Genomic DNA, 14,991 nt, shown 5'->3' with positions numbered 1-14,991 from the left:
GAAACAGAGAGGTGCGAGCATGAAAACCGTTGCTGTACTTATGGCCGGAGGAAAATCAAGCCGCATGGGCAGCGACAAGGCGCTCATGTCCATCGGCAGCCGCCCTCTGGTCTCCATTCTGGCGGAGCGATGGCAAGGGGTATTTGACGCGCTGGCCCTTTCCGTAGATCATACGAAACGCTTTGCACACTTGGGGCTGGATGGTATTCAGATGGTGGAGGACGCCCGCCCCGGCGGAGGGCCTATGGCCGGGCTAGAGACCATTATGGGTGCCATCCCAGCCGACCGGTATTTTCTGATTGCGGTGGATCTGCCGTTTTCCTCCCCAAGCCTGGCTCATGTCATCTGCAAAGAAATTGGAAACTCTGACGTGTGTCTCATCCGGCGCCGGAACGGGAGGCTTGAACCGCTCTTCGCGCTATATTCCCGCCGGTGCTTTCCGCACATCGCGGCGTCTCTTGGCCGGGGAGAACGCTCCTTTCAGCACGGGCTGTTCCCCCATATCTCTGTTCGGGAAATCACGGAGGACCGCGGAGAGCGTGGTCTATGAAAAAGCACCTTTACATGAACGGACCTGTTGCAAAATGAATATGCTGCACAAAATCCCGTCATTCTGAGGAAACGGCCGCCCGGTGGGCGGCCGTTTTTCGTGGGAATCTGCCTTTCTTACAGGAATGTGGATTGTCACGCCAGTGTGCGCGCTGGCTCACAATGACAGGCATGTGCAAAATGTCAATTTTGCAACAGGCCCTATTTATGGACTCATTTTGCAGCGGGTCCCTGGTCCTGTATTCTGCTTTCCGTTGCCGGCTCTCTTGGCAGCCAACGCAGCATGGCTTACTTGCTGTAGTCGTAGAAGCCGATGCCGGTCTTGCGGCCCAGCTTGCCGGCCCGGACCATCTTCCGCAGCAGCAGAGAGGCGCGGTACTTGGGATCGTGGGTCTCGTTGTACAGGGTGTCCATGATGGCCAGGCACACGTCCAGGCCGATCAGATCGCCCAGAGCCAGGGGGCCCATGGGGTGGTTGGCGCCCAGCTTCATGGCGGTGTCAACGCCCTCCACGGAGGCCACGCCGGTGTATACCAGATCGATGCCCTCGTTGATCATGGGGATCAGGATCTTGTTGACCACGAAGCCGGGGGCCTCGTTAACCTCGACGGGCTCCTTGCCGATCTCCACGGACAGGTCCCGGATGGTGTTGAAGGTCTCATCGGAGGTGTGAGCGCCCCGGATGACCTCCACCAGCTTCATGACGGTAGCGGGGTTGAAGAAGTGCATACCGATGAACTTGTCGGGCCGCTTGGTGGCGGCGGCGATGGCGGTGATGGAGATGGACGAGGTGTTGGAGGCCAGGATGGTCTCGGGCTTGCAGATGCTGTCCAGCTCGGCAAAGATGCTCTTCTTGATGTCCAGGTTCTCAATGGCGGCCTCAACCACCAGGTCGGCGTCGGCAGCAGCCTTCAGATCGGTGGTGAAGGTCATGTGAGCCAGGATGTCGGCCTTCTTGGCCTCATCCATCTTGCCCTTGGCCACCAGCTTGTCCAGGCTCTTGTTCAGACGGCCCTCGGAAGCCTTGATGATGTCGTCGTTGATGTCGCGGACGGTAACATCAAAATCCTTCTTGGCGAAGACCTGAGCGATGTCCAGGCCCATAGTGCCGCCGCCGATCACAACAATCTTTTTCATAAAAACACTCCTTATTGTAAGGATTTATGTCCCATTATGCTGAGTCGCAAATAAAACATCTATTTCTTTTCCGCCGGAGCGCCTGTCCAAGTCACTGCACATCTCAGAAACTGTACCCATTTCTTTTTTGGTGGGAAACGGTCCTAACCCAATCCCCTGACTAACCATGTGCTCTGTCCGGCCAGTAGGTAAGCGCTGAAGCCGGGGTGCGCCCGGACAGCTCCCCCGGGCGCACCCGAACGTGATTCTCTCCGACTTGCAGAGGATGCTCCTCCTGGGCTGTGGACCTCCTCCATCTCAGGATACTGTGAGTGCCGCTACAGTATGATATATCGTCCGCTCTTGGTTTTTGGAGCCTTTGGGACATGCTCCGGATAACCCAGGGTAATCAGTGCAGCCAGCTCTCCCTGCTCAGGGGCGAACGCAGTACGCAGCTCTTCTGCCAGACCAGCTTCCAGCGGAGCGGTAAGCCAGCAGCTTCCGAGGCCTTCATTCCATGCCGCAAGCAACAGGTTTTCAATGGCCGCCGCCACACTCTGCAAAATGGTGGACTGGCTTCTGCCATGGGTATCCCCACCTGTCTGGAAGGCTAGGATGCAGACAGGCGCCCCTCCCAGCAGCTGGACAAAGCGTTTTGTCTCCAGCACCACCTGGGGATGGTTGGGAAAGCGCTGGGTCAGCTCCGCATCCAGGCGCTGGGTAGCCGGGCGCATTACCTCCAGAAGCCGGGCCATGGGCTCGGCGCTTTGAATTACGACAAAGTACCAAGGCTGCAGATTTAAAGCAGAGGGCGCAGCACAGGCCGCCGACAGGATATTGTTCAGTACGTTCTCCGGGATGGGCGCCGATTGATAATTGCGCACACTGCGGCGGGTCATAATCGCCTGTCTGCAATCCATATTCCACACTCCTTATTCGGGTTTTGGCCAGTATACAATAGACCTCCCGGGAAATAAGCCCCGTGTCCAACAGGCGGTGCCAAAGCGCTCAACCTCCGGCGCGCTTTCGTAGTTGAAGTTCTGTGGACCTATTGTTTTTTATGTCCGCAAGAGGTCTGACAGTTCCCTGATGAGGGCAGCCCGCCTTATCTGTTCCGGAAGTGCTTCTCGGTGCGCTTTTCTAAAAACGCTCCCATACCCTCGTTCTTGTCCTCGGTGCCGCAGCAGACGCCGAAGGCCTCGGCCTCAAAGGCAGAACCGGTGGCGATGTCGGTCTGCATGCCCATGCGAATGCAGCGCTTGGATTCGCACACGGCGATCTGGGCGTTGGCGCAAATCGCCTCTGCCAGCGCCACAGCCTTGCCCATCAGCTCCTCAGGGGGATAGACTTCGCTGACCAGGCCGATGGCCTTGGCCTCGGCGGCGCTGATGACCTTGCCGGTGAGGATCAGCTCCATGGCCTTGGATACGCCCACGATGCGGGGCAGGCGCTGACTGCCGCAGAAGCCAGGGGTGATTCCCAGACCTACCTCGGGCTGGCCGAACTTGGCTTTCTCAGAAGCCAGCCGGATATCGCAGGCCATGGACAGCTCACAGCCGCCGCCCAGGGCGAACCCATTGACTGCAGCAATAACCGGCTTGCTTAGATTCTCCAGCCGCAAAAAGACCTGGCCGCCCCGGGTGGCAAACCGTTTGCCATCTATGCAGGAGAACTGCTTCATTTCACCGATGTCGGCCCCAGCCACGAAGGAGCGGCCAGCGCCGGTGAGAATCACGACGTAGATCTCGCTGTCCTGCTCCACCTGAGTGATGGTCTCGTCCAGATCAGCCAGGACCTGACTGTTCAGCGCGTTTAAGGCCTCTGGGCGGCTGATTGTCAGAATACCAATATGTTCCCGTTTTTCAAGCGTTACAAATCCCATGATATTCCTTCCTCCTTAACATTTTCCAGCGCCACGGTGCCCAGATCGGCAGCGGGGGTATCCTTCAGGCTGCTCCCGAAGGAGCCGAAGGCGGTGCGGCAACAGTCTACAATGTATGTACAACCTCCAAATTTCCCGCAATCGCGTCCCATTGGCCCTCTGAGGGGCGATTGGGTTCTCCTCTGTTTGTCTGCGCTTTTATTTCACGCCCATCCAGCCGGAGATGACCATACGCTGCACCTCGCTGGTGCCCTCGTAGATTTCGGTGATCTTGGCGTCGCGCATATACCGCTCAAAGGGGTACTCACGGGTGTAGCCGTAGCCCCCCACCAGCTGGAGGCAGCGGCGGGTCACGTCGCTGGCCGCCTCGGAGGCGTACAGCTTGCCCATGGCGGCCAGGTGGCTGTAGGGCTCATGGTCCTGCTTGGCCTGGGCCGCCCGGTAGATCAGCAGCCGGGCCGCGTCCACCCGGGCCTGCATGTCGGCCAGCTGGAATTGGGTGTTCTGGAACTGGCTGATCCGCTTGCCGAACTGGATGCGCTGAGTGGTGTACTTGACGCACTCGTCGATGGCGGCCTGGGCGATGCCCAGAGCCTGGGCGCCGATGCCGATGCGGCCCCCGTCCAGGGTCATCATGGCGATCTTGAAGCCCTTGCCCAGCTCGCCCAGCAGGTTCTCCTTGGGCACCACGCAGTCCTCAAAGACCAGCTCACAGGTGGAGGAGCCCCGGATGCCCATCTTCTTCTCGTGGGCCCCCACCTTGAAGCCGGGGAAGCCCTTCTCCACGATGAAGGCGGAGATGCCCTTGTTGCCCTTCTCCTTGTCGGTCATGGCAAAGATCACAAAGGTCTCGGCATAGCCGGCGTTGGTGATGAAGATCTTGGAGCCGTTGAGCAGCCAGTGACCCCCCTTGTCCTCGGCCACCGTCTTCTGCATGGCCGAGTCGGTACCGGCGCCGGGCTCAGTGAGGCCGAAGGCCCCCAGCTTCTCGCCGCTGAGCAGGGGCGGCAGGTACTTCTGCTTCTGCTCAGCGGTGCCGAACTCGCTGATGGGCCAGCAGCACAGGGAGGAGTGGGCGGACACCATGACAGAGGTGGTAGCGCAGTGGCGGGCCAGCTCCTCGCAGACACCAATGTAGGTGAGATAAGACAGGCCGGCCCCGCCGTATTCCTCGGGGAAGGGAACGCCCATCATGCCCATCTCGGCCAGCTTGTGCCAGGTCTCCTCGGGAAAGCGCTCATTCTCATCGATCTCAGCGGCGATGGGCGCCACCTCCTTCAGTGAAAACTCATGCAGCATGTCCAGGATCTCCTGCTCTTCTTGGTTAAAGTGAAAATTCATTGTGTGCGCTCCTTTCCGTTTAAGCTCTGATATTTTTTTCACAATCCCTTAATACGGCTTTGAGCTGCCCGGCAAGAGGCAGCTCAAAGCGATATCCTATGAAACAGCCACGTGAGGAGGAAGGCAACACAGGGAAGGCTGCTTCACGCATTGGGAGGGGAGAGCCTCAGGCTCTCAGCTTTTTGATCTCCTCGGTGAGGACAGGAAGGACCTGGAACAGGTCGCCTACCACGCCGTAGTCGGCTACATCAAAGATAGGGGCGTCGGGATCCTTGTTGATAGCCACAATACAGTCAGAGCCGCTCATGCCCGCCAGGTGCTGGATGGCGCCGGAGATACCGCAGGCGATGTACAGCTTGGGCCCCACGGTCTTGCCGGTCTGGCCCACCTGGTGAGCGTGGCTGATCCACCCGGAGTCTACGGCAGCGCGGGAGGCGCCCACGGTGGCGCCCAGAACCTCGGCCAGCGCTTTGATGGGGGCAAAACCCTCGGGGCCGCCCACACCGCGTCCACCGGAGACGATGATCTCAGCACCCTCCAGGTCTACATTCTCGTCCCCCATCTCCTTCAGCAACTCCAGCACCTGCGTACGAATCTGCTCGGCCGACACCTTGATGTCCTCACGGATGATCTCGGCATGGGCCGCGCAGGGCTCGCACTTCTTGAACACGCCCGGACGCACGGTGCCAATCTGGGGCCGATGGTCGGGGCAAAGGATGGTTGCCATCAGGTTACCGCCAAAGGCGGGACGGGTCCAGGCCACGTTGCCTGTCTCTTCGTCGATGTCCAGGGCGGTGCAGTCGGCGGTGAGTCCGGTTTTCAGGCGGCAGGACACACGGGGCCCCAAATCCCGGCCGTTGTTGGTGGCGCCGATGAGCATGCTGGTGGGGCCATACTTCTCGACTAAGGTATACAGAGCGATGGTGTAGGCGTCGGTGGTGTACTGCTCATACTCAGGTCCGTCCACTACGATGATCTTATCTGCACCGTGGGCGGCGGCGGCCTCTACGGCGGCGTCGGTCTTGTAGCCCACCACAACTGCTACCAGGGCCCCGCCCTGCTTAGCAGCCATGTCCTTGCCGGGGGTCAGCAGTTCGATGCCCACGTTCTTGGCGCTGCCATCTTTATTGGTCTCTACAAATACCCAAAGGTCCTTGGTCTTGGCTTCCATAGTGCTTCCCCTCCTTTTTAAATGACTGCCGCGTCGCTGAGCACCTGGAACAGCTTCTTTGCGGAATCTTCGTTGGATTCTTCCTTAATCTTCATGCCGCCCTTCTTTTTCTGGGGCACAAAGGTCTTTTTGACGTGGGTGGGGGAGCCCTTGAGGCCGATGCGGGTGGTGTCTATCTCAGGAAAAGCATCGTCGCCGAGGACAGGGATCTGGGCCTTGTTGGCGGCCATCTTGCGCTTAATGGTGGGATAGCGGGGATCCCAGGCCGGCTTGGTGAAGGTCACCAGGCAAGGCAGGCTGACGCCGATGACTTCAACGCCGTCCTCAGTCTCCTTCTTCACCTTCAGACTGTTCCCGTCCAGCTCGGCCTCCAGGCCGTAGGTCACCTGGGGCAGGTCCAGATGCTCTGCCATCTCGGGGCCTACTTGGGCGGTGTCGCCGTCAATGGCCTGCTTGCCGCAGAAGATGGCGTCAAACTTGCCCTCAACCTCCTCGATCTTCTTTACCGCATTGGAGAGAATGTAACTGGTAGCCAGAGTGTCGGAGCCGCCGAAGGTACGGCCGGAGACCTGATATGCCTTATCCGCTGCGATAGCCAGGCACTCTTTCAGCACCGCCACAGACTGCGGCGGGCCCATGGTCACAGCGACAATCTTGGTATCCGGGTTCTTATCCTTGATCCGCGCCGCCGCCTCCAGGGCATAGCCGTCAAAGGGGTTGAGAATGCTGGGCACCCCGTCTCGGATGAGGGTATTCTTTACAGGGTCAATCTTGATCTCCGTCGTATCCGGCACCTGCTTGACGCAGACGAGTATGTTCATAGCTCTTTCCTCCCTCCTACTTTACGGCCAATCAGCAATAGTTTCCATGGCGCAACTCGCCGTCCTTGGCAATGACATCACGAACCAGGGTCAGGCGCTGCACAGTGCGGGGGCCTTCCTCCAGCCACATGCCGCGGGCATCCCGGTACATCCGCTCCAGGGGCCCATAGGGGTTGTCCTCAAAATAGCCGATGCCGCCCATGATCTCCAGTGCTCCGTCAGAGACCAACTTCACCGTGTCAATGCCGTGGAGCTTCAGCATGGAGGTAATCATCTCCAGGTCTTCCACACCGGCGTCGATCTGCTTGGCGCACTCGTTTGCAATCAGGCGCAGGGCCATCACCTGGGTGGCCATGTCGGCCAGCTGCTGCTGGATAGCCTGCCGCTGGGCAAGAGGCTTGCCAAAGGTCACGCGGTCCTTGGAGCGGGCAACCGCCATCTCCAGGAAACGCTGGGACATACCCAGCAGGCATACGCCGATGGAGGCGCGGGAGATAGCCAGCGCATGCATAAACACGGTCAAGCCCTCGCCGATCTCGCCCAGGCGGTACTCGTCTGGAATCTCCACATTCTCCAGAATTACATCACCGTGGCCGGCGCCGCGGCAGCCCATCATGTGGGGCATGTTCTCCACCCGCAGGCCCTTGGAATCAGCGGGGACGAAGAACGCGGTAAAACCGCCCTTTTTGCTCTTGCGCTTGCTCTCATCGGAGCAGGCGATGATGTAGTAGGCGTCACAGACATCGGTAAAGGAAATGAGGGTCTTGCTGCCGTTAAGTACCCACTTGTCCCCCTTCTGCTCGGCCTTGGTCCGGATATCGGCGCCGGAACCGCAGCCCTTCTCGGTCAGGGCAAAGGCTACAAAGTAATCGCCGGTGGCCATCTGGGGCAGATACTTGTTCTTCATGTCCTCTGTACCACGCTCACACAGGATCTCCCAGCTCAGGCCGTTGGCTACATGCCAGAACATACGCATACCGCCGTTGCCCCGGGCAATTTCCTCCAGCAGGGTGAAATACTGCTCAAAGCACAGGCCCATGCCGCCATACTGGGTGGGGATGGACAGGCGGAACATATCGTTCTTCTTACCGATTTCCCACATCTCCTTGGGAAACACATTGTCATGCTCACACTGAGGGGACAGAGCCTCCAGGTCCACCTCATTGACGCGACGGATCTTCATACGCAGGTCATACAGTTCCTTCTCACTTAGACGTACATTGTTTTCCATAAATATACTCCTTTCGCATCTTGTGCGTTAACATACTGTTATTCTGCGCAGACTTTTATCACCTTGTCCTGAAGCAGTTCCTCCACCTCTGCATCGGAGTAACCGGCCTGCTGAAGCAGGCTTGCGCTGTGCTCTCCCAGACCCGGACATTGAACGGCATCTTTCAGGGAGACGGGCAGGGTGGAGACCTGGATGGGAAGGCGGGTCTGCAGGGTCTTCCCGGTACGCGGGAAGTCCACATACTCCATTAATCCGGTTCCGGAGGAGAGGATTTCCCGGATTGCTTCCTCCTTTGTGTAGGCCACCATGGCGCAGGTGTCCATTTCCGCAAAAAATTCCTTCCACTCCAGCCTGGTTTTGGTTTTAAAGACCTTTTCCAGTTCCTCGTAAGCCCATGGAGCCTCCTCCCGGTGGCACAGTTTATACGGGATCAGGTCCTCCCTGCCTACAGCGGTCAGGAAGCGCACCCAGAATTTTTCCTCCAGCATACCGATGGAGACCTTGCCGCCATCCTTGGCCTCATAAATATTATAGGCCAGGGCTGGGTAGTCCAGCTTTTCCGTACACATCTTGTTGCCGTAGAAGTCGTATCTGGCATCGATGAGAGCGTTCCACCAGACGAAGGAATCGAACATCCTGATGTCGCAAAAAGCTCCTTCGCCTGTGTGTTCCCGCTGGAGCAGAGCGGCCAGAATGCTCTGGGCAGCCACCATTCCTGTGGAGACATCCACCATATGGATTGGGGTGATTTTCCCTCCATTCAGGGAGAGAAAGCCGGACAGAGCCTGGAAATTGATATCGTGCAGGGCCTTGAAGCTGCGGGGATCGTTCTGACCGAAGCTGCTGATGCTGCAGTGGATGATGTCCGGTTTGACTGCCTTTTCTGCATCATAGTCGATGCCCAGACGGGTCATAACGCCGGGGCGGAAGGTGTCGATCACCACATCTGCAGTCTTGACCAGGCGCAGATAGGCTTCCCGCCCCTTGGCAGATTTCAGGTCAATAGCGATGCTTTTTTTATTTCGGTTGAGGGCGGAGAAATAGTGGCTGACGCCGTTTCTCATGGGCTGTTCCTGCCGGCAGAAATCGCCGCCGTCCATGCTCTCCACCTTGATAACTTCCGCCCCCAGATCTGCCAACACCTGTGTGGCGTAGCCGCCCAGCAGATAGCGCGTGTGGTCCAAAACCCGCAGCCCGGCAAAATAGTTCTTTTCCATGGCGACCCCTGTGCGTTAATACAGCTTTGCCATCTCGCGGGCAATGACGATGCGCTGGATCTGGTTGGTGCCCTCGAAGATCTGGAAGATCTTGGAGTCCCGCATGATCTTCTCCACCGGATACTCCTTACTGTAGCCGTAGCCGCCCAGCACCTGCACCGCATCGGTGGCACACTTGACTGCGTTATCGCCGGCAAACGCCTTGCAGCAGGAGGCCTCCATGCTCACATGCTCCACGCCGGAATCCAGCAGCTTCATGGTGTTGTGGACCATGCAGCGGGCCGCCTCGGTATTCATCTGCATATCGGCCAGCATCATCTGGATGGCCTGATTGGCGATAATGGGCTTGCCGAACTGCTCACGGACCTTTGCATAGGCCGTGGCCTCCTCAATGGCATGCTGTGCAATGCCAACTGCGATGGCGGCATTGTACAGACGGCCCACATCCAGTCCATGAAGGGCAATCTTCAGGCCGTCGCCCACGTTGCCCAGCATATTGCCGGCTGGGACCCGAACATCGCTGAGATACATCGTCACCGTGTTGGACAGACGCAGGCCCATCTTGTTCTCGTGCTGCCCAATGGTCAGACCAGGGGTGCCCCCCTCCACCATGAAGGCCACGGTACCCTTGGAGCGCAGGGACTTGTCCACAGTGGCGATGATCACATACAGGTCGGCGTAGCCGCCGTTGGTGGCAAAGCACTTAGTCCCGTTGAGGATGTAGTCGTCCCCGTCCTTCACTGCGGTGGTAATCAGCCCGGCGGGGTCGGAGCCAGCGTTAGGCTCGGTCATGGCAAAGGTACCGTGGGCGCCGGGGATGATAATGTCGGCGGCCCGCTGCTTCTGGGCGTCGTTGCCGCCCACCAGCACATCGGTCAGGGTCAACGCGGTGCTGAGCACAGTAATGGCAAAGCCCGGATCAACCCGGCCCATCTCTTCCAGGGCCACCGCCATCGTGGTGTAATCCAGCCCCGCCCCGCCATACTCCTCGGGGATGGGAAGGCTGTGCAGGCCAAGCTCAAAAGCCTCTTTATAGAGCTCCTGGGGGAACTCGCCGGACTCGTCGTATTTGGCAATCTCGGGTTTGACCCGCTTCTCCATAAAATCCCGCACCAATTCCTTGATGGACTGCTGGTCCTCATTCAAAATGACTGCCATTTTTTGTGCTCCTTTCTAATCATCGTCTTGCTTTACCGTGCCGGGGGGCTGGACATCCCATAAAAAATGTGCGATAATGTCAAAAGATGTGGTTTGCCCCTCTGCTTCTCTATGTAAATTGTATGGTAGTTTGGCGAAAAAGTACAGGCACATTCACGCCCCCGATGTCCGATTCTTGACAGCCAAAATTAGTCTGTCCAGTTTATTACACGCATTTCAGATGTGTCCATTTGTGGACAATCATCTGTGATTGTCTATGGTTTGGAACCTCCACACCAAATGCCTACACTCACTTTTTTGAAGGAGGCAGTCGTATGGCCATTAACATAAAGCACTATCTTGCCGATGCACTCATCGAACTCTCGTTGGAACGTCCCCTGTCCAAAATTACGGTGCGTGACATCACTTCCAAAATCGGCGCCGGTCGTCAGACCTTTTACAATCATTTTAAGGACAAAAACGACCTCATTTACTATATCTTTCTACAGACGCTGGCTGGAGAGCGGGACATTTTGGAGACCTCCGGTTTCTATGCTTACCTGGTGGCGCTCTATGCCAAGGCGCAAAAGAACAGCCATTTCTTCAAAGAAGCTGTCAAGCTGACGGGGCAGAATTCCTTGGCGGAGGCCATCTATAATCAGACATACAAGTACTATAAGCGCTGCATCCAGAGGTATTCCGGTCAGACGGAAATAGATGACCAGATGGAATACGCACTGCAGTTCAACGCCTGCGGGGCCAGCAACCTCTATATCAAATGGGCCGAAGCTGGCATGCCTGGCTCCGCAACAGAACAGGCCAGCTATGCCCTGCACTGTATCCCGGAGTGCATCAAGCAGTATCTTCCCCTGGCTGACAAGGGCAATGATGAACTTTCTGTCTGGCCTATAGACGTACTCCAGAAGCCCTCTTAATTCCCGTTTTCCCCCAGCTTCAGGCGCATCAGACCGTGAAGGTTGCAATAAGCATAGACGACCATACCGCGTTTACATTGAAATTGGCAATGTTCCCGCCCCATCCGGCAGATCTCTCTGTCGCAGTATACAAAGGCGTCCTCATCTGCCAGAGAAAAGTTGGCAACGGCCCTTCTGTTCAGGGGCAGGTACTTCAGCTGCCCGCCCTGATAGGTACGCAGATACATCCACTCGATCCTGTGGTCCTTTCCCATAGGATGGCTCCCGCTATCCACAGCAAAGCGGATGGCATTATGCTCAAACCCCCCAAAAACCGTGAACGTGATTCTGTGCTGCGCCAACAGCTCCGCATCCTGACACAGAGGCAGCGGCTCCAGGGCGGCACCGCAGCAATGTATCACCGGCAGTTCTGCCTGGTTGGTCTGGTTTACGACAGTCACGGCGCCGCAGGCGCACCGGAAAAATACCGGCTCCACTGTGCGGAAGGGAGGGCGGTGGCTGATCAGGCACCGCGTACTATAGTGCTGCTCAGATGAATCTCGCATAATGTCTCTCCTCAATTTCGACAATACCCAAAATACACCTGCCTGCCCTGCGGGGAAGGGGGTATAAGACTGTCCCAGGTTTTGTGTAAACTTTTGATAAGTGGCCGGGCCATTTAGAAGAAGCGTTACACAAAACCTGGGACAGTTTGTATGGGATTGATTATTATCGGATATAAATCTTGTTGGGGTCTACCACCGTTCGCAGGACGCGCAGGTATTCCGGGTCCGGTTCCGGCGTGATTTCGTATTCACTGGGGATGATCAGGTCAAAGCCCGTATTCTCCTTGAGCTGCTCGATGGTGACGCCGGGATGCAGGGACTGGAGCTCCAGCTGACCGGATTCCGCCCCGGTCTTCATAATGCACAGGTTGGTAAAAACAGTCACACCCTGCGTGGCTGGAATACCCGCTTCCACCCGGGAATTACCGCCCCGATAGGCGCCAACGCTGGTGACAAAATCCACAGCAGCGCAAACCTTGCGGGCCTCGTGCTTCTGGATAATAAACACATTTTTGGACAGGTTCGCAATATCCGCCGCGCCGCCGGAACCGGTAAAATGGCGAATACTGCCGTCCGGATTGCGGATCAGGCTGGAGTTCAGATTGCCGAACCGATCGCACTGCAGCGCTCCCAGAAAGCCAACATCCACATGACCGTTGGCCAGCAGTTCGCCCAGGGCCTCCATGAATCCGGCATAATAGTCGCACTGATACCAGATGCGCGGGTCAGCCAGGCCAACGCCGGTGTCCTTCGGATAGGGGTTGTAAACGCCCAGCTCATAGAACATATTCAGGCCGGGTGCATGGGTGTACTTTGCCAAAAAGCATGCCATCTGAGGAAGGCCAACGCCCACGGCCACATTCATCCCGTCTTTCAGCCGTGTAGCCGCAGCAATACACATCATTTCATTGGTTGTATATTCCATAGTTCAGCCTCCTCCCGTCTTACTTGCCAGGTTTGGCCAGGTCCTGGATACGATAGCTCTTGGTGGAATCCACCTGCAGCTCCGCCAGCCGCTTCAAGCCGCCAACCTTTTCAATGAACTCGTAATGGTCCTTGGTACCATAGACATACTCCTTCATCATAGCGTCAAAGGTATCCTGCCTCTGATTGGCAGCGGCGTAATGCCACATGGCCTTGGCATCGAAGTCCAGCTCCCCAAAGATGGCTGTGGGGTAGCAGCCCGCGGGAAGAATGGCCGCAGCATAGGTGTATGCGCTGGGGATACGCACCTCCTCCGGGTGGGCCTTGACGTACTCATTGGAAACAAGGCGTTCGGCGGTGACGATGAGCTTCTTGCCGGCCTTGGCCAGATCCAGATCCCAGACGGCGCCGTGGATGATGACATTGCCGGTCTCATCCACCGCGTTGGCATGGATCACACAGTAATCAGGACGGCAGGCCTTCAGGAAAAGCCAGTCCTCGCCGGTCCAGGGGTCTTTACCCATGCGTACGGAGTCATCCTGATTTTCCAGCAGGATCTTTAACATATCGGTGCCCAGCAGAGCCTTGGTGGCTACAAAGGGGAGCCCGGCCGCGCCAGCCTGGAACATCTGCGCCAGGCTCAGAGCGGAGTATTCCTTTATGACAGTTGGCTTATTGCCGTTTTTGATGCTTTCATTAACGCGGTCCAGCCTGCCGAAACGGTCCAGGGACCCACCTGCATAGCTGTACTCCCTGACGCAGCCCGCACCTACCAGCATATCCGCTTCCATAGTGCCCATGATAGAGTAGCAGGTGAGATCCTTCTTTCCCTGGCGGATCAACTCAGCCGCAAAGGCCATGGGGCAGCGGGTGATGATAAACCCGCCCAGGCCGATGGAAGCACCATCCGGAATCTCACGAACGATATCACTCAATTCGCGGAGCTTGCTCATCAAAAAACTCCTTTCGCTTCCACAACGTCGTCATTGCCCATCTTGCCCAGGCCGATCTTACAGACGTCACCTTCCATGGCGATAGGGAGCGCCTCGGGAGTAAAGCCGGTTTTCAAATCAATGGCCTTCATCAGAACATTTACCAGAGGGCAACACACAGGCTCAGTCTCCTGCTTGATCTTATCGCAGATGGGCTTGAATATGCACTTGTGCACTTCCTCGTTGATCTGGAACTCGTCCTCGGTGGTCTTCACATCCTCGGCCAGTTTCTCTGTCTTGAAGAGGGCGATGATTTCCTCAGTGTCGGAAGGGTCTTTCAGATGCCTGGCAAAGAACTCAGTGCCCACCAGAGGCAGACGGAACCTGACCGCCATGCCTCGCTCATGATAAAACTCTCTCCAGGTATCGTACAGGACTTCGTCCTTCAGTTCATCAATAAAAGCCATGGTTATGCCTCCTTATTCAGCTTCTTTGGTTACCGGGGCATCGTAATAGGGGACGCCAAACTTCTCCCTGAACACAATCTCGGACAGGTCGTGGCGGGGACGGGCATGGGGATACCGAGTGGGCTCACCGATGGCAAGGATAGAAAAGCTCTTGTAATTGGAAGGAATGCCAAAATGCTCGTTCAGGATCCTCTCGTCGCGCACGTCCAGCGTTCCGGCGCCCACCCAGCAGGAACCCAGTCCCAGACTGGCAGCGGCCAAACTCATGTTTTCGATGGCGGCAGAGACATCATAGGGGGCATCCCACACATCCAGCCAGCCAGAGATGATGATAATTACGTCGGCCTGATTGACGAAGGCCGAAACATCGCCGCTGGTCAGCTTCTTAAACGCCTTTGCACGCTTTTCAGGATCCTTCAGCTTCGCAAACCGCTCCATGATGTGCCTTGACAGCAGGTCGGCAGTAAAGCGACGGCCGCTGGCGCCTTTGCCCAAGCGGGACAGGAAATCCTTGTTCTCCTTGTCGCGGACAACAGTGAATCTCCAGGGCTGATGGTTCTCTCCGGAGGGGGCTTGCTGACCTGCTTCCAGGATGGTACGCAAATCCTCTTCAGAGACCGGCGTGTCAGTATAATTGCGGATGCTGCGGCGCAGATGGATCAATTCCATCGCAGATTCCCTGGAAACAACAGAATCGCTCATAATAGCTTCCTCCTTTTTACA

At 57.1% G+C, this 14,991-nt stretch carries 17 protein-coding genes; 2 read left to right on the top strand and 15 right to left on the bottom strand.

The window, feature by feature from the left end; genetic code table 11:
* Positions 1–19: 19 nt before the first annotated feature.
* The gene (locus tag B5G42_RS06155; protein WP_087267952.1) at positions 20–550 is read left to right on the top strand and encodes a molybdenum cofactor guanylyltransferase; all 531 of its coding nucleotides are present in this window, start codon (positions 20–22) and stop codon (positions 548–550) included.
* 287 nt (positions 551–837) lie between these two features.
* On the opposite strand, the gene B5G42_RS06150 is transcribed toward B5G42_RS06155, so the two are convergent.
* From B5G42_RS06150 to B5G42_RS06110, 10 genes are all read right to left on the bottom strand, one after another.
* On the bottom strand, positions 838–1,686 hold the full coding sequence (locus tag B5G42_RS06150; RefSeq protein ID WP_087267949.1) for a 3-hydroxybutyryl-CoA dehydrogenase: 849 nt from the start codon (positions 1,684–1,686) through the stop codon (positions 838–840).
* Between the two features lie 317 nt (positions 1,687–2,003).
* Positions 2,004–2,585 (bottom strand): nitroreductase family protein, encoded by a 582-nt coding sequence (locus B5G42_RS06145; protein ID WP_087267946.1) that lies wholly within the window; start codon positions 2,583–2,585, stop codon positions 2,004–2,006.
* Between the two features lie 185 nt (positions 2,586–2,770).
* Positions 2,771–3,547, bottom strand: a complete 777-nt coding sequence (locus tag B5G42_RS06140) for an enoyl-CoA hydratase-related protein (RefSeq protein WP_087267944.1) — start codon at positions 3,545–3,547, stop codon at positions 2,771–2,773.
* Entirely contained in the window at positions 3,535–3,699 is a 165-nt protein-coding gene (locus tag B5G42_RS18105) for a hypothetical protein (RefSeq protein ID WP_162611052.1), read from the bottom strand. Before B5G42_RS18105 ends, B5G42_RS06140 begins: the two co-directional genes overlap by 13 nt.
* Before the next feature lie 46 nt (positions 3,700–3,745).
* Positions 3,746–4,888, bottom strand: coding sequence for an acyl-CoA dehydrogenase (locus B5G42_RS06135; protein WP_087267941.1), 1,143 nt, complete (start codon positions 4,886–4,888; stop codon positions 3,746–3,748).
* 166 nt (positions 4,889–5,054) lie between these two features.
* Complete coding sequence (locus B5G42_RS06130; protein WP_087267938.1) at positions 5,055–6,059, bottom strand: electron transfer flavoprotein subunit alpha/FixB family protein; 1,005 nt, start codon at positions 6,057–6,059, stop codon at positions 5,055–5,057.
* A 17-nt stretch (positions 6,060–6,076) separates the two neighbouring features.
* Positions 6,077–6,880 (bottom strand): electron transfer flavoprotein subunit beta/FixA family protein, encoded by an 804-nt coding sequence (locus B5G42_RS06125; protein WP_087267935.1) that lies wholly within the window; start codon positions 6,878–6,880, stop codon positions 6,077–6,079.
* Between the two features lie 31 nt (positions 6,881–6,911).
* A complete protein-coding gene (locus B5G42_RS06120) occupies positions 6,912–8,111 on the bottom strand; it encodes an acyl-CoA dehydrogenase family protein (RefSeq protein ID WP_087267932.1) in 1,200 nt (399 codons plus the stop codon).
* A 38-nt stretch (positions 8,112–8,149) separates the two neighbouring features.
* Entirely contained in the window at positions 8,150–9,328 is a 1,179-nt protein-coding gene (locus tag B5G42_RS06115; protein ID WP_087267928.1) for a CaiB/BaiF CoA transferase family protein, read from the bottom strand.
* Positions 9,329–9,343: 15 nt separating this feature from the next.
* Positions 9,344–10,486 carry an acyl-CoA dehydrogenase family protein gene (locus B5G42_RS06110; protein WP_087267925.1) on the bottom strand — a complete coding sequence of 381 codons (1,143 nt, stop codon included), beginning with the start codon at positions 10,484–10,486 and terminating at the stop codon, positions 9,344–9,346.
* A gap of 314 nt (positions 10,487–10,800) precedes the next feature.
* Here B5G42_RS06110 and B5G42_RS06105 point away from each other — a divergent pair, with 314 nt between their 5' ends.
* A complete protein-coding gene (locus tag B5G42_RS06105; RefSeq protein WP_087267922.1) occupies positions 10,801–11,400 on the top strand; it encodes a TetR/AcrR family transcriptional regulator C-terminal domain-containing protein in 600 nt (199 codons plus the stop codon).
* Here B5G42_RS06105 and B5G42_RS06100 read toward each other — a convergent pair.
* From B5G42_RS06100 to B5G42_RS06080, 5 genes are all read right to left on the bottom strand, one after another.
* Positions 11,397–11,945, bottom strand: coding sequence for a desulfoferrodoxin family protein (locus B5G42_RS06100; protein ID WP_087267919.1), 549 nt, complete (start codon positions 11,943–11,945; stop codon positions 11,397–11,399). The two genes, B5G42_RS06105 and B5G42_RS06100, sit on opposite strands and share 4 nt — an antisense overlap.
* A 163-nt stretch (positions 11,946–12,108) precedes the next feature.
* The gene (locus B5G42_RS06095) at positions 12,109–12,870 is read right to left on the bottom strand and encodes a CoA-transferase subunit beta (RefSeq protein WP_087267915.1); all 762 of its coding nucleotides are present in this window, start codon (positions 12,868–12,870) and stop codon (positions 12,109–12,111) included.
* A 19-nt stretch (positions 12,871–12,889) separates the two neighbouring features.
* Positions 12,890–13,822, bottom strand: coding sequence for a CoA transferase subunit A (locus tag B5G42_RS06090; protein ID WP_087267912.1), 933 nt, complete (start codon positions 13,820–13,822; stop codon positions 12,890–12,892).
* On the bottom strand, positions 13,822–14,268 hold the full coding sequence (locus B5G42_RS06085) for a hypothetical protein (protein ID WP_087267908.1): 447 nt from the start codon (positions 14,266–14,268) through the stop codon (positions 13,822–13,824). Before B5G42_RS06085 ends, B5G42_RS06090 begins: the two co-directional genes overlap by 1 nt.
* 12 nt (positions 14,269–14,280) lie before the next feature.
* Positions 14,281–14,970 carry a nitroreductase family protein gene (locus B5G42_RS06080; RefSeq protein ID WP_087267905.1) on the bottom strand — a complete coding sequence of 230 codons (690 nt, stop codon included), beginning with the start codon at positions 14,968–14,970 and terminating at the stop codon, positions 14,281–14,283.
* Positions 14,971–14,991 lie beyond the last annotated feature (21 nt).

The sequence above is a fragment of the Flavonifractor sp. An91 genome (assembly GCF_002159225.1).
Lineage (GTDB): Bacteria > Bacillota > Clostridia > Oscillospirales > Oscillospiraceae > Flavonifractor > Flavonifractor avicola.
The sequence above is the reverse complement of the archived record's forward strand: the minus strand, read 5'-3'. Positions and strand labels throughout refer to the sequence as shown.